The following is a 25,964-nucleotide window of genomic DNA, read 5'->3' as shown; positions in this document are numbered from 1 at the left end:
CTTTGTTTGCTGTACGCTTATTCCTTGCTTGGACCAAAAAAACAAACGACACAGGGCTTTTCCCCATGCCGTTTCGGATTTCATTTTAATTCCAGGTCTTGTCTTTGAGCTTAACTTAATGACATTGCCTAACCGGGACGCTTTTTCGTTGTATATTGAATTCAGGTTCAGCGTTTCTTCACTTCATTACCCGTTATTCTGACGCCGTAAGAGAGGCGTTCCAAATACTTCAACGTCGCTAAGTCGTATTGTTTGTTACGCTTTATGATTTGGTTGTCGCGAATAAAGTATGGCGTGAAAGTCATCTTCACCTTTCCCTCATGCAGCTTTAGATGAAGAAGTCCTGTGTCAGCCTTACGATTACGGACATAGTCAGGGAACAGGAAGTTGCCGATAGAGTAAGCGATCGGTTTACTCTTATAGAACTCGAAGCCCTGCAGCACGTGAGGATGGCTTCCGACGATCGCGTCAGCCCCCGCATCGATCATCCTGCGGGCCATTGCGCGTTGCCATGCTTCGGGCCGAATGTTCTTCTCGACTCCCCAATGCATGAATACGATCAGATAATCAGCGCCGTCTCTCTCCCGCTCAATCGCCTTCATTACCCTCTCGGTCTCGTAGGCTTCGGCTACGCCGGGATGATTGCCATGCGCGAACCAATTTCCGGACGGCAAGAATCGCGAGAAAGCCGCGATTTTAATTACTTCCCCGTTCCTGACGAACGTTCTGGCGGAATAAGCTTCGCGTTCGTTCTTACCGGCTCCGACATAGTCTAGATCATGTTGATTCAGATATTTGAAGGTGTCGAATAACCCTGTTTGCCTGTAATCGAGAACATGATTGTTAGCCATTGAGACCAAATCGAAGCCGGCCCCTTTAATTCCTTCCAAAGAATCCGGGTCCGATTTGAAATTAAACAGCTGCACGTCGTCCTTGATTTTCGCTTGCGTGACGGACGTTTCAAGGTTTACGACTGCCAGATCGGCCTTCATCACTTCCCTTTTCACGTTACGGAACGGAAACTCCGGTCCCAAACGGTTAATCGCGCGTTTGACGGTACCGTCCATCATGGCATCTCCGGCGAATACGACATCTATCGGATGATTGGACTCAGGTGAACCTGTCAAACCGAAATACAAGCATGAAGCGGCCAAAAGCAGTTGTTGGATCATCTTTCAAACACATCCATTTTCATTGGGTTTGTATTTTCAGATTTGTTATCCCCCACCTAGCAGTTTTCCATTAATCAAAATCATCGAAGTACGTTTCTACGAAGTCTCTCGCTTGTAACCAAGCTGTAAACTTTCCCAATTGCCTAACCATCGGCGTAATTTTTTCAACGCGCGATAGGATTTCATCTTGGCTGTCTCTTCCGATTTGCCGATCAGAGTACCGATCTCCTGGTACTTAAATCCGCTCAAATACTTCATATGAACGATTATCCGTTCATCCTCTGGTAAACGCTTTAGAGCGCTAATCAAACGCTCATTTTCGCAATCCGTTTCTAATCGCGTCACGAATGAGTCTGGAACTACAAGGAATTCTTGCACGTCATGCAAAAAGAATACGTCTTTTCTCCTTCGGTAATGGTCAATGAGCGTATTTCGCGCAATCGTCATCAACCAGGCTCTGACGTTGTCCCCGTGCCTTATCGTTGAAAACTTAATAAACGCTTTGCGAAAGGTTTCGCTCACTATATCTTCCGCGTCCCATTTATTTCCTGTTTTATAATAGACGGAACGATACACGTCATTGAAATAATCGTTATATAAACTGGTAAATGAACTCATGATGAATATCTCTCACCTTTCGAACGTGTCCGAGTGTTTGAAAATAGCCTGCTTACTTCCTACTTTCCTACCTTAATACGACCATGTATCCATTTGTACGACTAGTTGTATCTAAATTGTAAATTTGAATATAAAAAGAAAAACTGCCGCTAAATGCGACAGTTTTTTCCGGATTACGAATATTTGTTATCGTTATTGATATTTCGAGAGTAGTTCGGGAAGTTCCGAAAGGCTCTTGATTTCATGGGTTGGGATGATTTCATCGTTGCGGATAGCGCCATGGCGGTTGATCCAAACGGAAGTCATGCCTATGCGGTTCGCGCCGAGAATGTCGGTGGTCAGCTTGTCCCCGACCATGATGCCTTCATCGACGGAGATGCCGATTTGCTCCATGGCGTGAGCGAACAACTTGGAGGAAGGTTTGCCCTCGCCGAAATTACCGGAAATTACGATGGAATCAAAGTAAGGGATTAGGTCTGGCATACCGTCCAATTTCTCCTGCTGCAGATCCGGAGATCCGTTCGTCAGAAGCAATAGCTTGTACTTCCCCTTTAGCTCATCCAGTACGGCGAACGTTTCTTCGTAGACGTATTTCAGGCTGCGACGTTGCGCAGGAAATCTCTCCGCCAACAGCCGACCTAATTCCGGATCGTCTACGCCGAGGGAAGCTAAGCCCTTGGTCCATGCGTTAATACGGTAATCGGGAGCTAATTGCTGCAGCTTGCGGAACATCGGATGCTCGCCGCGTTCGAAATTACCCCATAACGCTTCGAATGGGTTAATCCCGATCATCTGCGTAAAGCTGTAGGTTTCGTAGTTTTCGTATAGCGCTCTCGCCTCGCGGCGAACGGCTGCTTCAAGCTCCGATTCATTAACGCCTGCCGCATTAGCAGCCATGCGGCATGTATCCTTAAAAGCTTCTGTTACGCTACGGTCGTCCCAAAGCAAAGTATCGTCTAAATCAAATAAAACAGCCTTAACCGACATGATGCCTTCTCCTCACTTTGCTTTTACTTCCCAATCGATATGATGAAGCTCGGAGAATGCCTTAAGACGTTCGCTCATGCGCTCCAATGGATAACGGTTCATTAGTCGAGAGAATACCCAATTCGTACCCTTAACGGACTCTACGACCACATACCCGGGTAGAATCGAAATTTTGCGAATTTCAGCTGGACGCAACGTTTTGTAACCCGTAAATTTACGCGTTTCCAGCGTGTCGCGGGTAACCGCCAAATAAGGGCGGCGCAAATAATAAAACAAAGCAAGGACAATATAACATCCAATCGTCACCCAGAACAGCGTCTGATCCTGCATGAAGCTATCGGACCATGGCTGAGATAATGTGACGTACAGGATAATAAGCATGATAAGTAAACTTGGAACGACATAATTCCGTCCTTGAAACCGGTCAACCTGCGGCGCGTTGGGGCTGATCCCCTTCTTGCCCTCTTTCTTTCGGCGCTTGTTGATTTGCTTAGAATTTTTCTCGACCATCCGTTCCCATGAGCGGGACATAAGCTTCCTCCTAGCTGCAATATGTGCAGCGTTTTAGTTGTCGTTATTAATGCTTTATCGTAGGTTCATCATCCACGATTTCAATTTTTTCCAGCTCTTGCCGGAAGTTTTGTTTGAAGATCGTAATATATTGCCTACGGAGAACGTCGCGCTCCGCAATCTCGCTCTCGTTCAAACCCTCGGTTTTGTTTTTACGTGAAAGTTCATTAATTCTGTTAATCAATTTATCCATTTCCATCGTTGTTTCACTCCCCTTTCAGTACCTACTCTACTTTGCCATTTCCGCGGATAGGTTGTCAAGAAGCGCGGAAACGCAAAAAGGCCGGAAATCACCGGCCTAAAATGTTGTCAGATATCGATTTAAGGAAGCATTCGCGCTGGAATGATGAGCGATTGACCTGCCTTTACGCTAGAGGACGATAACCCGTTGCGTTCCAGCAAATGATGTACCGCTTGACGCGTATCCATGGAATCCTTCTTATAGGTTCTAGCCAGATCCCATAGCGTATCGCCGCTATCCACGGAAATGATTAATTCCTCTCTGGTAGCAGGAGTATCTTCGCTTGAAGATGCGAACGTATGCATAAGCGCAAATCCGCTGAAAAGGATCAGAAATGCGAAGAGAAAAAACATTCCTCTAGCCATCTTCCAATTCTGCGTAACAGAGGAACGTCGTCCCTCTACACGTCTTAACTTAATAGAAGAAGATTTATGTATTGATGAAGCAGGAGCAGCGCTTGCCATTACCCATGAATGCACCATTAAGTTCACCCCAAACGTTTGTTCTGGTGTTATCGTAACACGAACATATGTACCTGTCAACAAAATTTGGAACATTTGTTCTTCAGAACGAATGTTTGTACGAACTCGAGTTCTGTGTTATAATTTGTCATCATGAGCTTATACATAGGGGAGGGCTTGGCGTGTCCAAGATGTCCAATCGCCAGAATTCCATACTCGAATTCATTAAGAACGAAGTGCGGGACAAAGGGTATCCCCCTTCCGTCCGCGAGATCGGGGAAGCCGTAGGCCTCGCTTCCAGCTCCACCGTCCATGGTCACCTTGACCGCCTGGAGAAGAAAGGCTTAATCCGCCGCGACCCTACCAAACCTCGCGCGATCGAAATTCTCGGAGATGAGGACGATAATGTCTACAACATCTCGTCCACCGTCCGCCCTGTTCCCCTCCTGGGGAAAGTCACGGCCGGCGTTCCGATTACCGCTACAGAGAACATCGAAGAGTATTATCCGTTGCCCGTTAACATGGTAGGAGATCAGCCAGTCTTCATGTTATCCGTAATGGGCGATAGCATGATCGAGGCAGGGATCCATGACGGGGACTACGTTATCGTTCGGCAACAGCCAACGGCCGTTAACGGCGATATCGTAGTCGCGATGACCGAAGAGAACGAAGCAACCGTGAAAACCTTTTACAAGGAGCGCGACCATATTCGTCTCCAGCCGGAGAACTCCAGCATGCAGCCTATCCGATTACCGAACGTAAGCATACTTGGCAAGGTCATCGGGTTAATCCGTTCATTCATGTAACTCGCACAACAATTAGAGGCTGCCCGCCCAGACGAACATCTGGATGGGCAGCCTCTTATTTACTCTACTGCTGAATTTCTATTCTTCCTGCTTCGACTCCGTTTCCGACTCCTCCAGATTGGGAAGCTGGATCACGTAACTATCGGACATATGAAGCAGCTTCAGAGCCGTGGAATATTCCTTTTCGGACAATTTGGAGTCGCTTTTCTTTGCGAACTTCTTCGCCAGCGGTAATATCGAGCCATCTTCATATCCGTTACCCGGGATGAAAAGCGCCGACTCGTTAAGGACGGAGCCTGACGGCAAATAATAACGCTCCGGAAGTAAATTATTCCTGTTATTCAGTATATCTTGTCCAAAATGAATCTGATCCGACAACGATACTCCAACCAGATTGGCGATCGTCGGGAGAATATCCACCTGTCCGCCCGTATTATCGAACTTCCCGGGCTTCGTTACGCCTGGAATTGAAATGACCAATGGAATATTGATCATTTCCGTATAGCTATAGGCATGTCCGTATATTTCCTCCATCAGCGCGATATCCCCTTCATCGAGGGAGTGCATCGGCAAACCTAAATGATCGCCATACACGACGATTAAGCTATCGTCCCATAACCCCGATGACTTGAGATCATCTATAAACAATCCTAAAGCATAATCCGCATAGCTCTGAGCTAGAATATAGTCCCCAACGAACGTCCCTTCATATCGCTCGGGAAGCTGGATACGATCCTTTTCTTCCGGCGTCGTGAACGGGTGATGCGCCGTCATTGAAATCACATGAGCATAAAATGGCTTCCCAGTCGATGACATCCTAACTAGCTCGGCGGCGGTTTTCTCATACAACACCTCGTCCGAAGAACCGAAGAATACCGTATCGTCCGTACCGAAAAATTCCTTGTCGTAATACCGGTCGAATCCGAGAGCTTTGTACAGTTCGCCGCGATTCCAAAAGTCTACTACATTCGTGTGGAAAGTTGCCGTATCGTAGCCCTGGTTCTTCAACAGCTTAGGAAGACTCGGCAATTGTTTGTCCACGTATTTCATCGTTGCCGCGCCGCTCGGCGGGATATAGGTCGAGGTATTCACGACATACTCCGCATCGGAAGTGTTTCCTTGGCCGACTTGCTGATAAAACCTCGAAAAGTAGAGATTTTCCTTAACTAGCCGGTTAAGCACCGGAGTGACCTCCTCCCTGTCCAAGGTAAGTCCGACTAGGAAGTTCTGGAACGATTCCAATTGAATGACGATAACGTTTCTTCCCTTGGCGGAACCTTCGTACAGCTTAACTCCATTCTCCGCGCCGACGCCTTTTAATCGGTCGATCGTCTCTTGGTTGATCTCGTCTTTCTCTATAGGCTTGAGCTCCTGATTATTAAAGAGCGTATAGGCTTGGTAATTCAGAATGCCCATTTCCTCGGCTTTCTTAATCTCGTTCATGCTGGCTCTATGGGGCATCACGTTGAATAAACATAAGGCAAGCGATATCGCGAACAGTACCATATAAACCGTTCGACTACTGCGAACGGCCGTACTGTTCTTCCACATTTGCGCGGCTTGGCGCCGAAAGTTCACGAAACCTAGGACGAGCACATCCGTGAAAATGAGCAAGTACTGAGGATCGAGCAACGAGATAACGCTATTACTGACCGCCGTTACCTGATTAACCTGCTCCAAGGCATGATAAGTAACGATAACGCCGTAATATTTGTAATACATAATGACCGCGAAGAATAATAAGGTCATCAAGAGATTGACGAAGACATAGATGAATAGCTTTCGTTTCGTGGCGAACCATTCGATCATGCAGAATACAAGCCACATAAAGGGCAGCTCCGTCACGATCGTCTGCCAGGAAGGCCCGCTTTCGAAGACCACCATCCAAGCCAATTGACTCTTAATGAGCAAGATTATCGAAAATAATACAAAGGGTTTGCGGTATAGAGTATTCCATTCCACATTCACCCCCTCCTTTCGTCATTCTCTATATATAAACGTAAAAGCCGGCCTTTACCCCCGAATTAGCGAATAATAGGCCGGCTATTTGAATTATCTGTTCAAATTAATACATAGTCAAGTACTGATCGCGTTCCCACTGATGAACTTGCGTCCGGTACATATCCCACTCGATTTCCTTCAGCTCGTAAAAATGGCTTAACGCGTGATCGCCCAGCACATCGCAGATTACGTCGTCGCGCAACAACTCGGCCAACGCTTCCTTCAGGTTGATCGGCAAGCTAGGAATGCCTGCATCCTGACGTTCTTCTTCGCTCATGACGTAAATGTTGCGATCTACGGGTGACGGGATCGAGAATTTGTTGTTTATACCGTCCAATCCGGCTTTCAGCATGACGGCAAGAGCCAGGTATGGGTTAGCTGCAGGATCCGGGTTGCGAACCTCGATGCGAGTGCTGAGACCGCGGGATGCGGGGATCCGGATCATCGGACTGCGATTGCTCGCCGACCACGCTACGTAACAAGGCGCTTCGTATCCTGGAACAAGACGTTTGAAGGAATTGACGGTCGGATTCGTGATCGCGGCGATTCCGCGGGCATGTCTTAGTACTCCGGCCATATAATGGCGAGCAATATTGCTTAACCCTAATTTATCGTTCGCGTCGTAGAACGCGTTCTCGCTTCCGCGGAACAGCGATTGGTGGCAATGCATGCCGGAGCCGTTCATTCCGAACAGCGGCTTAGGCATGAATGTCGCATGCAATCCATGTTGGCGAGCAATCGTCTTAACGACTAGCTTGAACGTTTGGATCTGGTCGGCAGCTTTAATAGCCGGCGCGTATTTGAAGTCGATCTCATGCTGCCCCGGCGCTACCTCGTGGTGAGAAGCTTCTATCTCGAAGCCCATCTCTTCCAGCATTAGCACGATATCGCGGCGGCAATTCTCTCCCAAATCCGTTGGAGCGAGATCGAAATATCCGCCTTGGTCGTTAAGCTCAAGGGTCGGATTGCCTTTATCATCCGTCTGGAACAAGAAGAATTCCGGTTCCGGACCGACGTTCATTGTCGAGAAGCCCATCTCTTCCGCTTCCTGCAGCACGCGCTTCAAGATTCCTCGCGGATCGCCCGCGAACGGCGTGCCGTCAGGCATATAGACGTCGCAAATCAGGCGTGCGACTTTATTCTCCGTAACCCAAGGGAATACGACCCAAGTGCTAAGATCCGGATATAGGTACATATCGGATTCTTCGATGCGGACGTATCCCTCGATGGAGGAACCGTCGAACATCATTTTGTTATCCAATGCTTTTCCCAGCTGGCTGACGGGAATTTCTACGTTCTTGATCGAACCTAGCAAATCCGTAAACTGGAGCCTGATAAAACGAACGTTTTGTTCTTTGGCAATCCGAGTAATATCTTCACGGGTATAGGTCATGACAGCCTCCTGTATGCTACTTTAATAGTATTATTTGTTTTTGAAGAAACGGGATAGTTCGCCTTGGATCAAGGAAACTTGACCAGGACGCTTGCCTGTCATTAGCTGCTGCTTGAGCATCCGATGCAGCTGTGAATCGCTCATCTCGCGTCTCTTCACTTCGGAGACCTCGTTGATGATCGTTCCTTCGTTCTCATCCTGCCCGACGGGATTCATTACTTGCTTGATCCCTGCAATATTAACGCCCTTCTCGATCAATGACTTAATCTCCATCAATCTCTCGACGTCATTAAAAGAAAACAAGCGCTGATTGCCGTCCGTTCTGGCCGGTTGAATCAATTCATGCTGTTCATAATAACGGATTTGGCGGGCGGTCAGGTCGGTCAGCTTCATTACGATGCCGATCGGAAACAACGCCATATTCCTGCGAATCTCGTCGCCCATGTCATACCAACCTTCCAACTTGACTTGTTGTAATCGAATCATTTTCATTGTACCCCCGACCCCAAAACATGTCAAGGAATGTAAGGTTTATGGCGACGAAACTCACAAATATCCGCGCGTTCGAAACTCCTTCAACGCTTGCTTGACGGCAAACTTCACATGAGCGTAAGTAAGTCCGCCCTGCATGTAAGCAATATACGGTTCTCGCACGGGCGCATCTGCGGAAAGCTCCAAACTGCCGCCCTGAATGAACGTCCCCGCCGCCATGATTACCGGATGCTCATAACCCGGCATATCCCAAGGTTCAGGCATCACATGGGCATCGACGGCGGCTGCCTTCTGAATGGATTGAACAAAATGGATCAAAGGCTCCGCCCCGGCAAACCGGATCGCTTGGATCAAATCCGTTCTTGGATCATCCCACCGGGGATGTGTTTCGAATCCGAGATTCGCGAACACGGATGCCGCGAAAACACTCCCTTTGACCGCTTGTCCAACCAATAGAGGAGCGAGGAATAATCCCTGGAAAATGGAACGCGTCGTGCCTAGCATCGCCCCGACCTCCCCGCCGATGCCTGGAGCCGTCATGCGATACGCGGCCAGCTCGACAAGTCTTTGCTTTCCGGCGATATATCCGCCGCTTGCAGCTAGACCGCCTCCGGGATTCTTGATAAGGGAACCCGCGATCAAGTCGACGCCGACCTCGGTCGGCTCCCTCTCCTCCGTGAATTCTCCGTAGCAATTGTCGACGAAGACGATGCTTTCCGGCTTCAGCGTTTTTAGGCGCGATACCATTTCTCCGATCTCGCCAACAGTAAAGGATGGCCGCCAGTCGTAGCCTCTCGATCGCTGAATCGCGAATACCTTCGTGCGATCCGATACCACGGCCGTTATGCCATCCCAGTCCACGCTGCCATCCGCTAGCAAGGGCACGATTTTCGTTTGTACTCCCCAATCGGCTAAAGAACCTAATCCATCGCCCGGCTTGCCGATCACCTTATGTAACGTATCGTATGGACGGCCCGTTACGAACAGAAGCTCGTCGCCGTGGCGCAAGCATCCGAACAAGGCCGCGGATATCGTATGCGTTCCCGATACGAGATGCGGTCTAACGATGGCTGCCTCTGCTCCGAACACGTCAGCGTATACGAGGTCCAGCACTTCGCGGCCGGTATCGTTGTACCCGTATCCCGTCGATGCCGCAAAGTGGAAGTCGCTCACCCGATGCTTCTGGAAAGCTTGAATGACCTTCACTTGATTTTTCTCCACGATCCGATCAATCAGACGAAACCGCGGTTCGACTAGATTTTCGGCCGCATCGGCCCATTGCTCCCATTGCCGCTCGAAATCCGACTGTATGTTGTCCTGCATCATTGATGTTCTCCCTTTTTCTCGATAAACAATTTCCTGTTACTCCTCGGCTGCGTCACGGAATGGTTCGAGCGCCCGGCCCGACTTCTCCATGTCCGACGGATTGAGCCTAACGGTCAGAACGAGCAAATCCTCGTCCGTTGCCTGCTCCAACACCTCGCCGACCCTATACGCCAACGCCGCTAAATCTCCGCGCGAAGCCGGAATGCGGAATACCGCCGCGTCGCCGAGAATCCGATCCTCGATCGCCTTCCGAAGACGCGTCATATCCTGTTCGACGAAGGCGTTGACGCGAATCGTGTCCGTTCCGCCGGTTAACATGGACAACGCCGCGGCCGAGCTTAGATCGATTTTGTTGTAAACAAGCAACATCGGTTTACCGCCTGCGCCTAGTTCCTGCAGCACCTCTTCGACGACCTTCTGCTGCCTCTCCCGCATGGGAGAAGAAGTATCTACGACATGCAACAGCAAATCCGCTTCCCCCGCCTCCTCCAACGTCGCGCGAAATGCAGCAACGAGGTCATGGGGCAAGTTCTGGATGAACCCGACGGTGTCCGTCAGGATGATCTCTTTGCCGCTAGGCAAAATCAGGTTGCGCGAAGTCGGATCGAGCGTGGCGAACAGCTTGTCCTCTGCCAATACGTCCGCTTCGGTTAACTGCCTGAGCAGCGTCGACTTACCGGCGTTCGTGTAGCCGACAAGGGCAACCTGGACGGCGCCGGTTTTGCGCCGGCGTTCCCGGTGCAATTGACGGTGGGCCGAAACCGTTTCCAGTTGGCGCTTGAGCTCGGTTATCCGGTTGCGGATGTGCCGCCGATCCGTCTCCAGCTTCGTCTCGCCGGGGCCGCGCGTACCGATCCCGCCCCCAAGCCTAGACAGATTTTTACCGTGTCCGGACAGCCTCGGAAGTAAATAAGAAAGCTGTGCCAGTTCCACTTGAAGGATCCCTTCGCGCGTCTTGGCTCGACCCGCGAAGATGTCCAGAATCAACTGCGTGCGATCGATGATTTTCATATCCAGTACTTCTTCCAGATTTCTCACTTGGGCGCCAGATAGCTCTTGGTCGAAGATCGCGGTGGTCGCCCCCGTTTCTTCCGCCAATGCGCGAATTTCTTGCACTTTTCCTTTGCCGACGAAGTACTTTTTGTCCGGAACGTCCAAATTCTGCATGATCGTATCGATAACCGCAACGCCGGCCGTATCGGCCAGCGCTGCGAGCTCTTCCATGGAATGCTGGGGATCCGAACCGGATCTGCGTACGTTATCCGTCACAAGGCTGACGAGCAAAGCTTTCTCTTGTTCTCCGGAGCCTGTTTCATAAGTGCTTTGTCTCATCTGTTTACCTCTTTCACGTTAATCTTACAGACCTCGAATATCCTCGGGGCGAAGCGACATGAGCTCCAACCGACCGGGCGAGCTGGACGGATGCTGGGAAAGCAAACGAACCGCCTGGTAACGGATAGCCCGCTCCAATACGTTACGGACATATCTGGCGTTGCTGAAATCGTACTCGGATTCGGCTTTTTCGTGGGCTAGCAATTGCCTTAACTTAAATACGGATTGCGGAAGCAGCGTATAATCCCTATCCTTGGTCATGCTTTCCGCGATCTGAACGAGCTGATCCACCGTATAATCGGGGAAATCCATCTGGATAGGAAACCGCGAGGGAAGACCTGGATTCGTCAGCAGGAAAGTCTCTATCTCGAGCGTATAACCTGCTAAGATAAGCACGAACTGGTTCTTATAGTCCTCCATCGCCTTCACTAGCGTGTCGATGGCTTCTTTCCCGAAGTCCTTCTCCCCGCCCCGCGCCAAGCTATAGGCTTCGTCGACGAACAGCACGCCTCCGAGAGACTTCTTGACCAACTCTCTCGTCTTCTGCGCGGTATGACCGATATATTCGCCGACCAGGTCGGCCCTCTCCACTTCCACGAGATGACCTTTGGCGAGAAGGCCCATGCTCTGGAACAGCTTGGCGAGCAACCGCGCGACCGTCGTTTTCCCGGTTCCAGGGTTTCCTTTGAATATCATGTGGTAGACATGCGCCTGAGCTTGCAAGCTTGCCTCGTTCCGATATTGCATGATCTGAAGCAAGGCGTATATTTCGTACACGAGTTCCTTGACGTTATCGAGCCCGATCATCCGGTCCAATTCCTTCTGCCACTCCACCCATGGACCGGTATGAGGTAACGATTTCGTGTTTCCCGGGGATTCGGTCATATTGGCAGTCGCTGCCAAAGACTCTTGCTCCGTATTCCGCAGAATCACGTTAATCTGCCTGGAAGGCCTCTTCTGCGCGGCCGAAGCTTCCCTTGCGTCCGATGTGCTCGCTTTAGCGTTCATCAAGCTTCACCCCATATGGCTTGTGTCGACGAATTTGCCGCAATACCAATGTATTCCGTTCGTCCGATCCCTAGTCATAGGAACATCTTCGTAGCAAGCCACTTCGTATAGGCAAGGATCTCCCGGGTTTCATGGTAGGACATATTCAGCACCTTGGAACGGGTAACGCTGACTTGAACGGGCTTATAGCCTAACTTTCCGGCGATATCGGCAGCCCTCGACCCATGATAATCGTGCGTGACGACCACGGCGGCGTCCCAGTCGTTGCGTTCCATGATTTCTTGGGCAAAAGATAGATTCTCGTACGTGCTGCGGGACAACGAATCCATCACGATGGACGACTCGGGGATGCCCTGCTCGACTAAGTAATTGCGCATGCCTTCCGCTTCCGTAAGGGTTGCTCCGTTGTTATCGAGACCGCCTGTCACGATGAAACTCTTGAAAGCTCCCGAACGATACAGGTCAATACCGTGGTCCAGCCGCTCCCGCAAACCCGGACTAGGCTCATTATTCAATAGCGTAGCTCCGAGTACGATGCCGACGTCCGCGCTCACCGTTGTTCCCGGATTAGGTTTCCCCTTGAAATGGGTAATCAAATAATATAACGTCGAGCACCAGATAACCAACGCGACGATGCCTAACGCAGCAAGCCATAGGATCGCGCGAATCCAGTTTGCGCGTTTACGCGGCGATGAATGCAAGGATGGCGCGGTCCCATTCCTCCCATGGAAGAATCCGCGCATTATACGGTTCCTTTCTCCCAACCGAGCTTGTCGAGCAACAACCGTCTGTGAGTCAAGCTCAAGTCGAAATACGGGAATTTGTTTTGATTAATCAATTCCATTAAACGTCCGGCTGTCTTCTGCGCCATGGCGGAATCCCGAGGCGTGATCTGGCCTTCGTCCAATGCTTCCTCCAGCTCATCCTCGTCGAGTAGAAGCTTCTCGCCCGTAGGCAGGACGACGATGTCGAGGAACAGATCATCAAACCATGGCACTTGCTGATCCGTCAATCCTTGAATTTTGCAAATATCGATGTACCATTGCACGACCTGCCCCTTGTCGTCGAACATCGTCGTCACGACGAAGTGCTCCCCGCGCGGGAAATGCTGCATCCATAAATACCCGCGGTCCGCCAAACACATTCTCCGGCCGTTGTATTCCTTCCAGAGAGGGTCCCGAAGCTCGTGAATCCGATACATCGTCACGAACCCTCGGAAATGCGGCTCATCCATCGGAATGCAGGCATAGCTTTTCTTCAATATCCGCCGCCAATTGGCTCGATCCGAAAATTTACGTTTCATCGCGACTTTCCTTTCGTCGGTCCATCGTAGTAAGTGATCCCATGTTGCCAACAAGGCAACTCCATATACACAAAGCTTACCACAAGTTGCCTTTGCGAACCAGTTGAACAGACACCCGGGTCCTTGCGCGAAAGCTAAAAAAGCGGCTGAACCCGAATGGGCTCAGCCGCTGCTTTGGTCATCTTTGTCCGCTTTTCATTTAAGGAAACAGGCCCTCTTCCAGAATGCCTTCCGCATCATCGCTTGGAGTAGGCTCCGGGGATGGACTAGGAGACGGACTAGGGGATGGGGTCGGAGTTGGCGTCTCTCCCGGTATCACGATCTCGATCGGCGGTTGTTCGGATTCCCCCGGCTCGCCGGATTCTTCCGGAGGAGGGCTCATCCCGCCCTCTCCCTCGCCAGGCGGAGGAGTGACCTCCATACCCGTCGTAATCGTCACGGTTACCTGCTCCGACGGTTCGCTTTCCAGCTTCGTCTTTGCTTTATATGCCGTCACGTAATAGCTAAACGTTTGATCCGGCAAGATCGCCAGATCGTCGAGAGCTGGTTCCGCCGTCTCTCCGAGCAATCTGAATTCTTCTTCGCCGTCGCCTTTGCGGTATACCTTGTAGGTAATGCCTTCTCCTTCGACCGGCGTCCAATTCAATTCTACCGTAACCAACTCCGGCGAATAAGCGGCCATGAGTCCGCCGACTTTCGGGAGCTTATCTTCTTCCTGCAAACCGGACGGCACGGGGAAGCTCTTATGCTTCACGCCTTCCATCGCTTGGGACATGACGGCCGAGAACATCGCGGCGGCTTGGCCGCTGCTCCCGTCTAAGAGATGGTCTTTATCAGTTTTGTCATAGCCGAACCATACCGCCGCCGTCCATTCCGGCGTATAGCCGACGAACCATACGTCCCGGTTCTTGTCTGTATTCAGGTTGGGAATTCCGGCCTGGGTCGTGCCCGTCTTCCCTGCGATCGGACGCCCTCCGAAATTCGCTCTTACGCCGGTACCGCCCTTCTGAACGACGCCTTTCATCAATTCCGTCATGTAATAAGCGGTATTCTCGTCCATGACCTGCTTGGCTTGAGGATCGTCGTATTCATAGACCGTATCGCCCTTGCTATCCACGATTTTCAGAATGCTATGAGGATCTTGCAGCTTCCCGCCGTTAGCGAACGCACCGTATGCTCGTGCCATTTGCAGCGGGGTAACTCCTTTGGTCAAGCCTCCCAGCGCAACGGACAGGTTGCGATCATCCTTGTCGAGCTTAATGCCCAGGTTTTCCGCGAATGACATTCCCTTGCTAATGCCGATTTCGTTCAGCAACCACACCGCCGATACGTTGCGGGATTCTTTGATCGCCAGCTTCATCGGAATGGCGCCTTTATACCCATTGGTATTCGACGGGCAGTAATCTCCATAGCATTTCTTGACGTCCTGCACGGTCGACCAAGGAAAGAAGTCTCCCGTCTCGATCGCGGGACCGTAATCCATGATCGGCTTAAACGAAGAGCCCGGCTGCCTCTGCTTCGTAACGCGGTTCCAGCCTTGACTCTCGTAATCGCGTCCGCCGATCATGGCGATCAGGGAGCCGTCATACTGGTCCATGATGACCATGGAGCCTTGCACCTGCGTTTCGTCTACGCTTTTCTCGAATCTGTCGTCATTGGCGAATTCCTTCTCCATCGCCAGTTGGGCTTTCGTGTTGATGGTCGTCGTGATTTTATAGCCCGCGCTCAACAGCTCTTCCTCGCTTAAGCCGGTTTTATCCTTCGCTTCGTCCACGACGTAATCGATATAGGTCAAGTATTTCGCGCTCTTCCCGGTGGTAGCCTTCGCTTTGTATACGAACTTGGCTGCCGCTTCCTTCTCGGCTTCGGTAATCAGTCCCTGATCGAACATCAGCTTAAGGACGACCGCCCGCCGCTCCATCGACTTCTCCGGATTCGAGATCGGATTGTAGGTACCCGGAGCCTTGGGAATACCCGCTAAAGTGGCGACCTGCCACAGCTTTAATTTTTTGAGATCGGATGTCCCGAAGTAGTATTTAGAGGCCGTTTTTACACCGTATTGCCCTTTGCCGAAGTATATCCGGTTCAAGTAAAGCTCGAGAATCTCCGGCTTGCTTTTCTGCTGCTCGAGGGCAAGAGCGATCGAAGCTTCCGTTCCTTTGCGGAAAAGCGTTTTGTCCGCGTTCAGGAACAGGTTCTTCGCCAATTGCTGCGTAATCGTACTCGCGCCTTCTACGGCGCTTCTGGCGATGATGTCCTTCACGAGCGCCCGCCCGATACCCAGCAAGTCGACGCCGCTGTGCTCATAGAATCGCTTATCCTCGGTCGCCACGAAAGCGTCCTGGACCTGTTTAGGAATATCCGCGAAAGGCACGAATTCGCGGTTCCCTTCCGCTACGTAAAGCTTGGAGACTTCTTTACCGTTCCTGTCCACGATGATTGAAGCCTGATCCAAGTTCAATTTATTTATATTGGCGCTCAGAATCCGCTCGCCGTTAAGGATAACCAATAGATAACCGACAACCGCGAACACGACAGCGAACAGCGCCACGAAGAACAACCAGATCAGAGCCGCTCTTTTTCTCCCTTTGCGTGGTCCTTTTCCCTTTCCGCTTCCCTTAGCCTTGCTGACTTTCTTTCCTCTGTTGATGCTTCCCGTATTGTTATACCCTTCAGGCTGGTTCATCTTGATCTCCCCTTCTATCCGTACTCTCTCTAGTCTATAACTTAACCTAACATCAACCGCTTCACCCTATACGGACCCTATCCTCCATAAAGAAAGAACAACCCGGTGACGGGTTGCTCATGTGCCGGCCTATTCTGTTAGACGCTTCTTGCTAGGGAAAAGTTTCACGAACCCGGTGTCGCGAGGGCACCGGATCAGTTGTCAGTTCCGCTATCCTGCTGTTGCATGAGGGATACGTTGCGTTGCGGCATGAACGTGCTGATCGCATGTTTGTATACCATTTGTTGACGGCCCTCGCTGTCGATTACGATGGTGAAGTTGTCAAAGGCGCGAACGACGCCGCGGATTTGAAACCCGTTGGTCAAATAAACAGTGACCGGAATGCTGTCTTTGCGAAGTTGATTGAGAAAGGTATCCTGGATGTTAATGGACTTGTTCATTGGCCGTAAACCCCCATCGCCACAAATATTTATGAACAAATATATTCAATATCAATCTGAAACTTTCCTGCTATTATAGCACATATCCGAGAGAAAAGGTCGCTGTTTTTTGTTTCGTCTCCAATATCGACCCATTCCAACGCCTTCATATGCCGAAACCAAGATAACTGGCGCTTGGCGAAATGCCGCGTATCCCGCTTCAAGATATCGACCGCTTCGTCGTAATTCATCTCCCCTGCCAAGTAAGCTGCTATCTCCTTGTATCCCAGGCCCCTCATCGATACCGCTTCCCGCGGAACGCCTTCCGCCAACAACGATCTAACCTCGTCTACTAATCCCGCGGCCAGCATCTCGTCTACGCGGAGGTTGATACGTTCGTATAGCTTTGCGCGGTCCATCGTTAATCCGATAATGCACAGCCGGTAAGGCGATTCCTTATCGTCTCCTCGCGACTGGTCAGCCAGCTCCGAGAGCGGTTTGCCCGTCAGCCGGAACACTTCTAACGCCCTTATTACTCTCCCTTCGTCATTGTAGTGCAGCTTTGCGGCTGATGCCGGGTCGACGGCGTTTAACCGATTATGCAGCGCCTGCGCCCCGTTGTCCCGGGCGAAGTCTCTCATCTCCGCCCGGAAGCTCTCGTCCGCTCCGATCTCCCGGAACTGAAATCCGTAGCAGACGGACTCGACATATAAACCCGTACCCCCCACGATGAACGGCAAACGTCCCCTGGCGTGGATTTCTTGGATATTCCGCGAACACAGATTTTGGAATTCCGACACGGAAAAAGGATGCTCCGGTTCGCGGATGTCGATGAGATGATGGGGAATCCCCTCTCTCTCTTCCGGCATCAGCTTGGCCGTTCCGATGTTCATCCGGCGATAGACCTGCATGGAATCTCCGCTAATGATTTCCGCGTTCAACGTTTTGGCGAGCCGCAGGCTCAGCGCCGTCTTCCCGACGGCCGTGGGACCAACCAGTACAAGCAGAGGCGGGCGGTTATCTTCTTCCGTTAAGCTATTCAATCTCTATCACCCCGTAAGCAACCGCGGAGGCGGACGTCCGGGCAAGCCGGAAACCGAGCCGCTCGAACTGTCCGCTATCGCGATGATCTTTAAGTACGACTTTCTTGCGTGCGATGCGAACCGCTTCCCGTACCGCTTCCAAGGACAGCGGTTCCCGGAAGGCTTGGGAACGAAGCGGTATGATGGAGCTCGACGTCGTTACGGGCCTCTCGAACATCGGATCGAAATAAACCACGTCAACGCTCTTATTCTTCATGAGGGGCAGGAGGTCCTGATGCTTGCCATGAACCGGTTGAATAGCTCGCATAGCCTCGTCGATATCGTGCAATCCCGTTTCGTACGACATCAAGCCCTCCCTCACGATCGCATGCAGCACTTTGGATGCTTCCATCGCAATAACCTTGCCCGTGCGGCCGACCGCATAACTGAATACAAGTGAATCCGAGCAAAGCCCCGCGGTGCAATCCACTACCGTATCGCCATCGGAAATGCCCGAAACCGAGAGCAATGTATCGTTGCCGCCGTTTCTTACTCTCTTGAGCCTTACGAGCGCCATGCTAGGGTGAAAATAAAAGGGCTGCTGCCCCTCCAGCATAAGCCTGATTTCTTTAGGGCTAACGATGACGATCTCATCTTCAGACCACTTCGCATGCATAGCTCGGATCGTCTTGTTCGAGCGCGGAACGTAAGATGCTTGCAATTCCGCGGCCAGAAGAACCGCCCTTTCCTCGGTGTCCGCAGACGGACGTTCCGATGTCGTAACGATCAAGACGTCACCCGCTTAAACATTTTTTCGAGCTCGTACGTGCTGAAGCTGACGACGATCGGCCTTCCATGCGGGCAAGTGTACGGCTGCCTGCATGCTCCGAGCCGCTCGAGCAGCTTCTCCCCCGATTCCCTGGTCAAGGCTTGGTTAGCTTTAATAGACGCTTTGCAAGAGCACATGATCGCGGCTTTCTCCCGCAGAACGTGAAGATCGACGCTTCGCTCCTGAATGACCCATTCCGCCATCTCCCGAACGACCGCCGCCTCGTCCCCGCCCGGAAACCAATGCGGCACCGCGCGTATGATAAAGGTATTGCCACCGAAATCCTCCATATATACGCCCGCGCTTTGAAACGCGTTTAATCGTCCTCGCAGTACGGTGCTTTCATCCGGAGCAAATTCGAGCGTTACCGGCAGCAGCAGCTCCTGGCTAGCCTCTTCCGGGCGGCCGAACTTGTCATAATAATATTCATAGTGAATCCGCTCATGTGCGGCATGCTGGTCGATCAAATACAAACCGTTAACGTTCTGGGCCACGATATAAGTTCCATGCAGCTGACCGATCCAGCTCAGCTCCGGGAAATCGGGAACTTGCGGTTTTACGTCAGGAACCGCGAACGCAGACTTCCATATCTGCTCGGGAATTCTTCCCGTTGCCGGCTTCTCGTTCCATTGACTTGATACGGATTTGCCGGCAGAATAGCTTGACTGTTCCTGTGAAGGAGGCGGTGGCGTCCATTCTTTGTTCGGAGTCGGCTTTTCCCGAACCGGCGTCGTCATGCTCTCGCTATCGTAAAGCGATTTACTTTCGGCGAGGAAAGGCTCGGCTAATTGTTGAACCGCTGCGGCAAGCTCCTCCTGCGCAGGTTCGGCTGCGGGAACCTGAAATCGGATTTGGTCCTGTACCCATGTCGTCGCTTTCGGAGCGCGGACGGCCGCTCCCGAAGGAATATATGCTTCCGTGCTTAGAGCCTTCTTGACTGCGTCTTCGACGAACTTTCGCAATTCGTTTTCCTTGCTAAAGCGGACCTCTAGCTTAGCGGGATGGACGTTGACGTCCACCAAGGTCGGATGCATTTTTAGATCAAGCACCGTAAGCGGATAACGATGCAAAGGAAGCAACGTATGATAGGCCTGCATGAGCGGCTGCACGATCGCTTGGCTGCGCACGTACCGCCCGTTGACCAATACGGTCACCGCATTACGGTTTGCCCGCGTCTCGATTGGCAACGCGGTTAATCCTCGGATCGAATAGTCCGGATTTTCTTCCTTGACCTCGATCATCGCTTTCGCCGACGAAGTTCCGTAGATTGCCGCAACCACCTGCCGCAGATCGCCGTTTCCCGGCGTGCGGAGAAGCGTATTTCCGTTGTGGACGAACGTGAAAGCAATGTCCGGGCGGGCAAGAGCTTGACGATAGACGACATCGGACAGATGACTTAGCTCCGTCTGGATCGTCTTCATGTATTTGAGTCGCGCAGGCGTATTATAGAACAGATCCCTTACGACCATTTCCGTTCCCTTAGGCGCGTTCGTCTCGCGGTTCGCGAGAATGTTGCCGCCTTCGATCTCGACGAGTCTGCCTAAGCCGCTGTCGTCCGTGGCGCTCGCGCATTTCACCTTGGCAACCGCCGCGATACTGGGAAGGGCTTCTCCTCGGAAACCGAGGGTCGAGATCTGAAACAGGTCTTTGCCCGTGGATATTTTACTAGTCGCGTGGCGCTGGAAAGCGAACAGAACGTCATCGGCCTGGATCCCGCTGCCATTGTCGGCAACCCGCAGCAAGTTAAGGCCGCCTTCCTCGGCGGACACGTCGATACGGGCAGCTCCGGCATCCACGGCATTTTCTATCAATTCCTTCAGCACGGAAGCCGGTCGCTCGACCACCTCTCCCGCTGCGATCTGATTCGCTAAATGATCATCGAGGGGGCGAATGATGCCCATGCCGACTCACTCCTTATGTCGATTAATTAATGGCATGAATTAATTTGTTATCATTTTGAGCGTTTCTCCTGCTGCCGAGTAGGATAAGCCTGGAAACCATTTTTTCAATAGCCTGACGTCGATATGGGAGTGCCCGTTCTTGATCCTGATATGGGAATCGTTCGTTTTAATCGTCCGGATCTGATCGTTTACCGTAAGGTTAAGGGTATGACTCTTTGCCTCGTAAGTCAGCCTTCCTCCAAGCATAGCGGTTGCGAGCTTGAGATTAACGTACCATACCGTTTTTTCTTTCCAAGCGGCACCCGGTTGGGACATCCGAACCCCGTTGAGCGTTATAACGCCTTTGCCAGACGTTAGAGTCACTTTCTGGCCGCCCGCCAAGCGAAACGCGCCGATCAATTGCTCTGCGGCCCCGTTGACTACCAAGTCGGGCTTTAAACCGACTTGGTCCACTTTTCGACCGTTCGGCGTATAGTACTCCTGAACGGTAACCTTTAATACGCCGCCGCTCTTAACGGGAATGAGCGATTGCACGACTCCCTTGCCGTACGTCTTCTTGCCGACGAGCTTAGCTACCCCATAATCCTGTAATGCTCCAGAGAGAAGCTCGGAAGCGCTAGCCGAGTTTTCGTTAACGAGGATAATGACGGAATAAGGCTTGACGGATCCCGTAATGTCGAGAGGGTGATCAACGCCTTCTCTATCCCGCATGTGCGCGAGAACGCCTTTTTCTACGAACAAGCCGGCGATTTCTTGAGCCGCGTTCACGTATCCTCCCCCATTGTTGCGAAGATCGAACACCAGGGAGGTTAACCCGTTCTGCTCCAGCTTCTCAAGTTGGTTCTTCACTTCGCTCCCGGCATTCGAAGTAAATCCGGACAAGGAAAGGTAACCGACTCCCTTCTCCAACAACCGTGTAGTTACGACCGGAATTTGCACGGATTTCCGCGTGATCTTGAATTTCAATGCCTTGCCGTTCCGAGAAACGCTAAGCGCTACGATTGAGTTCTCTGCTCCTCTTAGCTCGCTTTGAACTTCCGCCGAAGTTTTTCCTTTTAACGTCTTGCCATTAGCGCCGACCAAAGCATCTCCCGGTTCGACGCCGGCGGACTCGGCAGGGCTCCCCGGAATGACATCCTCCACGAATACCGTTCCGTTATCCTCGACCAAGACGATCCCGATACCTACGAAAGTTTGCTCCAGCACCGAATTAAACGAATCCCATTGCTCATCGTCGAAATATTGCGTGTAAGGGTCCTCAAGAGACTCCACCATCGCATCGATCTCGGTTTCGTCCAAATCTTCATCGTCAGGTTTGCTTAAGTGGTATTGCTCCAGCAAGTCGCGAACTTCCTCAATCTGCTCGGCGCTCGCGCCAAGCGCGGCCGGAGCGGTTGCTCCGAACAAGGCTAAGGCAAGAACGAACGAAATCGTAATCCTTAACTTTCTCCACATGCTTGCGTTCATGCCTGTTCACCGCTTTCCGTCAATTGATTCCTCGCGTCGTTCAGCCATTCCAACGCTTGCATCGGCGTCATTCGCATGACGTCAAGCTTCCTGAGCTTGTCTAACAGCTTATCGTTCGCGGTCGATCTAGACGGCTTAACCGGCGGCGCGGAATCCGCGAACATCGCCAACTGCACGACGTCTTTCGCCGGCTGGGCCGGCGCATATGCCGCAGCCGTTTCCTTTACCACGGTACGGACCGGGCTGTGCTCGTCACCGATTGAGCCATGTTCGTTAAGCAGCGAATATGCCCGGGAGACGATCGTTTCCGGAAGTCCTGCCAACTGGGCGCAATAGATTCCATAACTGGAGTCCGCCGCTCCCGGCACTAACTTGCGCAGGAACGTCACGCCGTCCGCGCTCTCTTTAACGGCCATGCAGCCATTGCGAAGACCGGGCAGGGAGCCCTCCAAATGAGCCAATTCGTGAAAATGGGTCGAGACGAGCGCTTTGCAGCCGATATGGTTATGTACGTATTCGATTACCGATTGGGCAATGGCCATTCCCTCGTCCGTCGACGTTCCCCGGCCCAACTCGTCGATGATGATCAAGCTCCTCGAGGTCGCTTGCTCCGTCATCACTTGGATGTCCTTCATTTCCACCATGAACGTGCTTTGGCCGCCTACCAGGTCATCCGCCGCTCCGATTCGGGTAAAGATCCGATCTACGAACGGCAGCACCGCCCGGCGAGCCGGTACGAAACAGCCGATCTGAGCCATTAGGCAAATCATCGCGACTTGGCGCATGTAAGTGCTCTTACCCGCCATATTCGGTCCCGTAATGAGCAGAATCGATCCGCCGTCCGCCGTCAATGACGTTTCGTTGGCGATGAACACGCCGTTCTCGTTAACCGATTCCACGACCGGGTGACGGCCTTCCTCTATCGTCAGATCGTAACCTTCTCCGTCGGTCCAGCTAGGCCGGGTATACCTGCGCTCCGCGCTTGCCTCCGCGAACGCTTGCAGAACGTCTAGCGCCGCAACGCTTTCCGCTAGCCCCTGCAGCCTCGCCATCTGGCCGGCAATGCTGTCGCGGAGGGCAACGAAGCTCTCGTATTCCAAATCGAACATGCGGTCTTCCGCTTCCAGGATGAGCGCTTCCTTCTCCTTCAGCTCCGGAGTGACGTACCTCTCCGCGTTGGCGAGCGTTTGCTTGCGTTCGTAGCGGCCTTCCGGGAGGTTCACCAGGTTAGCCCGGGTAACTTCCAAATAATAGCCGAACACTTTGTTGAAGCCGATTTTCAGAGATTTGATGCCCGTCGCTTCGCGCTCCTGACGCTCTAGCTCCGCGATCCACTGTTTGCCGTTCTGGCTCGCTTCGCGCAGCTCGTCCAGCTTAGCGTTGAAGCCGGGACGGATGAGGCCTCCGTCCCTTAACGATACGGGCGGTTCATCCGCGATCGCCCGTTCGATGGCGTCGGCGATATCTTCGCAAGCATCCATGCGACCGGCAAGCGCATCTAGCGTCGCCGTACCGAAGCTTCGGCATAACGCTTGAATAGACGGGATGCGCCTTAATGAATTTCTTAGCGCGTTTAGGTCCCTTGCGTTAGCCGTTCCGTATGCGATTCTTCCGGCGAGCCGCTCGAGGTCGTATACCTCGCTAAGCTCGTCCCGAAGCTCTTTGCGCTTGATCCAATCCTGGTTCAGCGCTTCCACGGCGTCCAGTCTGCGTTCCGCTTCCTCGTGGTTGAGCAGCGGCTGATCGATCCATCTCTTAAGCAAACGAGCGCCCATCGCGGTGCGGGTCCTGTCGAGCAGCGACAAAAGAGAGCCCTTGCGGGAACGATCGCGCACGGTTTCAGTAAGCTCCAGGTTACGTCTAGTGAATGCGTCCAAGGACATATAAGCTTCCGAATCGTAGGCTTTAACGGATCGAAGGTGGGCGAGCGATCTCTTCTGGGTTTCGTCCAGGTAGGCGATCAGACGGGCGACCGCCTTCTGACGGACGGGTTCATGGGAACTCCAAGGCTCGTCCGGAAACTGTTCCGTCAGCTTTGTGAGATCGGCGCCTTCGCGAACGGTCGAGAGCAATGTCCGGGTCGTTGGGTTCGTGCCTTGCATGATGACCGCGATCGCCGCCTCATCTCCTACCGCTTCCGATGGGCGATATACGTTCAGGATGTTCTTGACGGTTTCCCCGGAATCGGCGAAAGAGGTAACGTACAGCTCTCCGGTCGTCAAGTCGCAGGCAGCGATGCCGAAGCGGCCATGGTGCCGCGCGGCTCCCACGATGAAATTGTTCGTCGCGTCTCCCAGCATTTTCGAATCCATGACGGTGCCCGGCGTAACGATACGCACGATCTCGCGTTTCACGACGCCTTTCGTGCTGGCCGGATCCTCCACTTGCTCGCATACGGCAACCTTGTAGCCTTTTTCTATCAATCTAGCTATGTAACCTTCCGCGGCATGGTGGGGAACGCCGCACATCGGAATCCGTTCCTCTTGCCCGGCTCCGCGCCCCGTAAGCGTTATTTCCAATTCCCGCGAGGCGGTAATCGCGTCTTCGAAGAACATTTCATAGAAATCGCCAAGGCGAAAAAACAGCAAAGCATCCGTCGCCGTCGCTTTAACGGATAAATATTGCTCCATCATGGGGGTATATCCAGCCATGCTCTTCCTCCTGCTATCCCAAGCGGTACATAATAAGTTCAATATCTCATTATAGCAATGTCGGATGATTTCCGAAACCAAGTCCGAATGCTCTAGTCAAAAGAAAAGGACACTTCCGCACGAAAGCGGCGACTCCGCCATTTCGCGAGGAAAGCGTCCGTTATAAACGCTGTAACCGATTCGTGCTCATTAATCGCTCGACATTAACCGCCCCGATGCCGAACATCGCCGCTCGCAGCTCGAACTCGACTCGTTCGAATAGGACTTCCACTTGCTGAGTCGATTGGAGTGCAGGGGCGAGCAACGCTCTTCCGAACGAAGCCAGATTCGCTCCGAGAGCGAGCGCTTTGGCCGCGTCTACTCCGCTCGCCATACCGCCGCTTGCTATTAGTACGCTATTCGGCAGCTCTGCCTTCACTTCCCTGATGCACTCCGCAGTCGGCATTCCCCAATCCAGAAAAGCATTTGCCGCGGCCTTGCGTATAACATCGTCCGATCGGTGCTTCTCCACCTCGATCCAGGAAGTCCCGCCCGCTCCCGCTACGTCAATGAAAGCAATTCCCGCCTCGGCAAGCCGTTTGGCGGTTTCGCCGTCGATGCCGAAGCCTACCTCCTTGGCTCCGATCGGGAACGACGACGCCCGGCATAATTTCTCGATCTTACGCAGCAAACCGCCGAAATTGACGTCTCCGCCGCTCTGGAATACCTCTTGCAGTCCGTTCAGATGAAGAACTAAGCCATCGGCTTCCGTCAATTCCATCGCCCGGCGGCACTCCTCAATCCCGTAGCCGTAGTTTAACTGAACCGCGCCCAGATTGGCGAGCAAGGGGATGTTCGGCGCATATTTGCGTACCTGGAACGATCCCGTGCTCTGAGGCTGCTCGATTGCGGCCCGCAAAGAGCCAAGTCCCATCGCCCACCCTCTGCGCTCGGCCGCCTCCGCCAACCGGATGTTGATGCGGTTGGCCTCGTCGGTTCCTCCGGTCATGGAGCTGATCATAAGCGGCGCCTTCAATTGGCGACCCAAAAATCTTACGGAAGTATCGATGGTCCGAAAATCAATCTCCGGCAGCGCGAGATGGCGCAGACGGTAGCGGTCGAACCCTGTCCCCTCGCCCCTGCCTTTCACATCCTCGTTCAAGCAAATGTCGATATGCTCTTTCTTCCTGCGCTCGATATCGGATGAAGCTTCCGATTCGGACGTTGATGCTATAATCATCATTCTTTCCTCCGATCCTACGGTTAGCTTAAACAATGAGTTAGAAATGTATGTGTAGGA

23 protein-coding genes are annotated in these 25,964 nt (G+C 52.3%); 1 reads left to right on the top strand and 22 read right to left on the bottom strand.

Annotation, left to right across the window (positions count from 1 at the left end):
• Nucleotides 1–167: 167 nt before the first annotated feature.
• The 6 genes from E2980_RS05055 to yneA all read right to left on the bottom strand — a co-directional run bounded on the left by E2980_RS05055 (nucleotide 168) and on the right by yneA (nucleotide 3,953).
• Entirely contained in the window at nucleotides 168–1,172 is a 1,005-nt protein-coding gene (locus E2980_RS05055; RefSeq protein ID WP_135151029.1) for a CapA family protein, read from the bottom strand.
• A gap of 96 nt (nucleotides 1,173–1,268) precedes the next feature.
• Complete coding sequence (locus E2980_RS05050) at nucleotides 1,269–1,790, bottom strand: RNA polymerase sigma factor (protein WP_135151028.1); 522 nt, start codon at nucleotides 1,788–1,790, stop codon at nucleotides 1,269–1,271.
• Between the two features lie 192 nt (nucleotides 1,791–1,982).
• Nucleotides 1,983–2,777, bottom strand: a complete 795-nt coding sequence (locus E2980_RS05045; protein WP_135151027.1) for an HAD family hydrolase — start codon at nucleotides 2,775–2,777, stop codon at nucleotides 1,983–1,985.
• A gap of 12 nt (nucleotides 2,778–2,789) precedes the next feature.
• Nucleotides 2,790–3,308, bottom strand: coding sequence for a hypothetical protein (locus tag E2980_RS05040; RefSeq protein ID WP_135151026.1), 519 nt, complete (start codon nucleotides 3,306–3,308; stop codon nucleotides 2,790–2,792).
• A 46-nt stretch (nucleotides 3,309–3,354) separates the two neighbouring features.
• Nucleotides 3,355–3,546, bottom strand: coding sequence for a DUF896 domain-containing protein (locus tag E2980_RS05035; protein ID WP_135151025.1), 192 nt, complete (start codon nucleotides 3,544–3,546; stop codon nucleotides 3,355–3,357).
• A 122-nt stretch (nucleotides 3,547–3,668) separates the two neighbouring features.
• Entirely contained in the window at nucleotides 3,669–3,953 is a 285-nt protein-coding gene (gene yneA / locus E2980_RS24055; RefSeq protein WP_167746976.1) for a cell division suppressor protein YneA, read from the bottom strand.
• A 278-nt stretch (nucleotides 3,954–4,231) separates the two neighbouring features.
• On the opposite strand from yneA, the gene lexA reads away from it, so the two are divergent.
• Entirely contained in the window at nucleotides 4,232–4,855 is a 624-nt protein-coding gene (gene lexA / locus E2980_RS05025; RefSeq protein ID WP_135151023.1) for a transcriptional repressor LexA, read from the top strand.
• 78 nt (nucleotides 4,856–4,933) lie between these two features.
• Here lexA and E2980_RS05020 read toward each other — a convergent pair whose 3' ends face one another.
• The 16 genes from E2980_RS05020 to fni all read right to left on the bottom strand — a co-directional run bounded on the left by E2980_RS05020 (nucleotide 4,934) and on the right by fni (nucleotide 25,904).
• Nucleotides 4,934–6,817 carry an LTA synthase family protein gene (locus E2980_RS05020; protein ID WP_240702880.1) on the bottom strand — a complete coding sequence of 628 codons (1,884 nt, stop codon included), beginning with the start codon at nucleotides 6,815–6,817 and terminating at the stop codon, nucleotides 4,934–4,936.
• Nucleotides 6,818–6,920: 103 nt separating this feature from the next.
• Nucleotides 6,921–8,249 carry a type I glutamate--ammonia ligase gene (gene glnA / locus E2980_RS05015; RefSeq protein WP_135151022.1) on the bottom strand — a complete coding sequence of 443 codons (1,329 nt, stop codon included), beginning with the start codon at nucleotides 8,247–8,249 and terminating at the stop codon, nucleotides 6,921–6,923.
• A 30-nt stretch (nucleotides 8,250–8,279) separates the two neighbouring features.
• Nucleotides 8,280–8,693, bottom strand: a complete 414-nt coding sequence (locus tag E2980_RS05010) for a MerR family transcriptional regulator (protein ID WP_135151060.1) — start codon at nucleotides 8,691–8,693, stop codon at nucleotides 8,280–8,282.
• Between the two features lie 102 nt (nucleotides 8,694–8,795).
• Nucleotides 8,796–10,067 (bottom strand): methionine gamma-lyase family protein, encoded by a 1,272-nt coding sequence (locus E2980_RS05005; RefSeq protein WP_420808606.1) that lies wholly within the window; start codon nucleotides 10,065–10,067, stop codon nucleotides 8,796–8,798.
• 36 nt (nucleotides 10,068–10,103) lie between these two features.
• Nucleotides 10,104–11,399 carry a GTPase HflX gene (gene hflX, locus E2980_RS05000; protein ID WP_135151020.1) on the bottom strand — a complete coding sequence of 432 codons (1,296 nt, stop codon included), beginning with the start codon at nucleotides 11,397–11,399 and terminating at the stop codon, nucleotides 10,104–10,106.
• 24 nt (nucleotides 11,400–11,423) lie between these two features.
• Nucleotides 11,424–12,407 carry an AAA family ATPase gene (locus E2980_RS04995; RefSeq protein ID WP_135151019.1) on the bottom strand — a complete coding sequence of 328 codons (984 nt, stop codon included), beginning with the start codon at nucleotides 12,405–12,407 and terminating at the stop codon, nucleotides 11,424–11,426.
• Nucleotides 12,408–12,481: 74 nt separating this feature from the next.
• Nucleotides 12,482–13,150 carry a SanA/YdcF family protein gene (locus E2980_RS04990; RefSeq protein WP_135151018.1) on the bottom strand — a complete coding sequence of 223 codons (669 nt, stop codon included), beginning with the start codon at nucleotides 13,148–13,150 and terminating at the stop codon, nucleotides 12,482–12,484.
• Entirely contained in the window at nucleotides 13,150–13,710 is a 561-nt protein-coding gene (locus E2980_RS04985; RefSeq protein WP_135151017.1) for a ribonuclease FAU-1 family protein, read from the bottom strand. Before E2980_RS04985 ends, E2980_RS04990 begins: the two co-directional genes overlap by 1 nt.
• A 199-nt stretch (nucleotides 13,711–13,909) precedes the next feature.
• Entirely contained in the window at nucleotides 13,910–16,396 is a 2,487-nt protein-coding gene (locus tag E2980_RS04980) for a transglycosylase domain-containing protein (protein ID WP_135151016.1), read from the bottom strand.
• A gap of 194 nt (nucleotides 16,397–16,590) precedes the next feature.
• Entirely contained in the window at nucleotides 16,591–16,836 is a 246-nt protein-coding gene (hfq, locus tag E2980_RS04975; protein ID WP_135151015.1) for an RNA chaperone Hfq, read from the bottom strand.
• Between the two features lie 29 nt (nucleotides 16,837–16,865).
• Entirely contained in the window at nucleotides 16,866–17,858 is a 993-nt protein-coding gene (gene miaA, locus E2980_RS04970) for a tRNA (adenosine(37)-N6)-dimethylallyltransferase MiaA (RefSeq protein ID WP_135151014.1), read from the bottom strand.
• On the bottom strand, nucleotides 17,851–18,627 hold the full coding sequence (locus tag E2980_RS04965) for a class I SAM-dependent methyltransferase (RefSeq protein ID WP_135151013.1): 777 nt from the start codon (nucleotides 18,625–18,627) through the stop codon (nucleotides 17,851–17,853). Before E2980_RS04965 ends, miaA begins: the two co-directional genes overlap by 8 nt.
• Nucleotides 18,624–20,567: a DNA mismatch repair endonuclease MutL gene (gene mutL / locus E2980_RS04960; RefSeq protein ID WP_135151012.1), complete on the bottom strand. Its 1,944-nt coding sequence runs from the start codon at nucleotides 20,565–20,567 to the stop codon at nucleotides 18,624–18,626. The genes E2980_RS04965 and mutL overlap by 4 nt, the downstream gene beginning before the upstream one ends.
• A gap of 39 nt (nucleotides 20,568–20,606) precedes the next feature.
• A complete protein-coding gene (locus E2980_RS04955) occupies nucleotides 20,607–22,034 on the bottom strand; it encodes a S41 family peptidase (protein ID WP_135151011.1) in 1,428 nt (475 codons plus the stop codon).
• Nucleotides 22,031–24,685: a DNA mismatch repair protein MutS gene (mutS, locus tag E2980_RS04950; protein ID WP_135151010.1), complete on the bottom strand. Its 2,655-nt coding sequence runs from the start codon at nucleotides 24,683–24,685 to the stop codon at nucleotides 22,031–22,033. Before mutS ends, E2980_RS04955 begins: the two co-directional genes overlap by 4 nt.
• A gap of 160 nt (nucleotides 24,686–24,845) precedes the next feature.
• Nucleotides 24,846–25,904 (bottom strand): type 2 isopentenyl-diphosphate Delta-isomerase, encoded by a 1,059-nt coding sequence (gene fni, locus E2980_RS04945; RefSeq protein WP_135151009.1) that lies wholly within the window; start codon nucleotides 25,902–25,904, stop codon nucleotides 24,846–24,848.
• Between the last annotated feature and the right edge of the window lie 60 nt (nucleotides 25,905–25,964).

The organism is Cohnella luojiensis (genome assembly GCF_004564235.1).
Classification (GTDB): domain Bacteria; phylum Bacillota; class Bacilli; order Paenibacillales; family Paenibacillaceae; genus Cohnella; species Cohnella luojiensis.
Note: the sequence above shows the minus strand (reverse complement) of the source record. Positions and strands in the feature narration are given on the sequence as shown.

What these genes read in the sequence shown, in the direction of transcription:
- E2980_RS04985 (WP_135151017.1), bottom strand. Translation starts at nt 13,710, where the DNA reads ATGAAACGTAAATTTTCGGATCGAGCCAATTGGCGGCGGATATTGAAG.
- E2980_RS04955 (WP_135151011.1), bottom strand. Translation starts at nt 22,034, where the DNA reads ATGAACGCAAGCATGTGGAGAAAGTTAAGGATTACGATTTCGTTCGTT.
- E2980_RS05045 (WP_135151027.1), bottom strand. Translation starts at nt 2,777, where the DNA reads ATGTCGGTTAAGGCTGTTTTATTTGATTTAGACGATACTTTGCTTTGG.
- yneA (WP_167746976.1), bottom strand. Translation starts at nt 3,953, where the DNA reads ATGGCTAGAGGAATGTTTTTTCTCTTCGCATTTCTGATCCTTTTCAGC.
- E2980_RS05040 (WP_135151026.1), bottom strand. Translation starts at nt 3,308, where the DNA reads ATGTCCCGCTCATGGGAACGGATGGTCGAGAAAAATTCTAAGCAAATC.
- fni (WP_135151009.1), bottom strand. Translation starts at nt 25,904, where the DNA reads ATGATTATAGCATCAACGTCCGAATCGGAAGCTTCATCCGATATCGAG.
- hflX (WP_135151020.1), bottom strand. Translation starts at nt 11,399, where the DNA reads ATGAGACAAAGCACTTATGAAACAGGCTCCGGAGAACAAGAGAAAGCT.
- mutS (WP_135151010.1), bottom strand. Translation starts at nt 24,685, where the DNA reads ATGGCTGGATATACCCCCATGATGGAGCAATATTTATCCGTTAAAGCG.
- E2980_RS05010 (WP_135151060.1), bottom strand. Translation starts at nt 8,693, where the DNA reads ATGGGCGACGAGATTCGCAGGAATATGGCGTTGTTTCCGATCGGCATC.
- E2980_RS05005 (WP_420808606.1), bottom strand. Translation starts at nt 10,067, where the DNA reads ATGATGCAGGACAACATACAGTCGGATTTCGAGCGGCAATGGGAGCAA.
- hfq (WP_135151015.1), bottom strand. Translation starts at nt 16,836, where the DNA reads ATGAACAAGTCCATTAACATCCAGGATACCTTTCTCAATCAACTTCGC.
- glnA (WP_135151022.1), bottom strand. Translation starts at nt 8,249, where the DNA reads ATGACCTATACCCGTGAAGATATTACTCGGATTGCCAAAGAACAAAAC.
- E2980_RS05050 (WP_135151028.1), bottom strand. Translation starts at nt 1,790, where the DNA reads ATGAGTTCATTTACCAGTTTATATAACGATTATTTCAATGACGTGTAT.
- E2980_RS04980 (WP_135151016.1), bottom strand. Translation starts at nt 16,396, where the DNA reads ATGAACCAGCCTGAAGGGTATAACAATACGGGAAGCATCAACAGAGGA.
- E2980_RS05055 (WP_135151029.1), bottom strand. Translation starts at nt 1,172, where the DNA reads ATGATCCAACAACTGCTTTTGGCCGCTTCATGCTTGTATTTCGGTTTG.
- mutL (WP_135151012.1), bottom strand. Translation starts at nt 20,567, where the DNA reads ATGGGCATCATTCGCCCCCTCGATGATCATTTAGCGAATCAGATCGCA.
- E2980_RS05035 (WP_135151025.1), bottom strand. Translation starts at nt 3,546, where the DNA reads ATGGAAATGGATAAATTGATTAACAGAATTAATGAACTTTCACGTAAA.
- E2980_RS04990 (WP_135151018.1), bottom strand. Translation starts at nt 13,150, where the DNA reads ATGCGCGGATTCTTCCATGGGAGGAATGGGACCGCGCCATCCTTGCAT.
- E2980_RS04995 (WP_135151019.1), bottom strand. Translation starts at nt 12,407, where the DNA reads ATGAACGCTAAAGCGAGCACATCGGACGCAAGGGAAGCTTCGGCCGCG.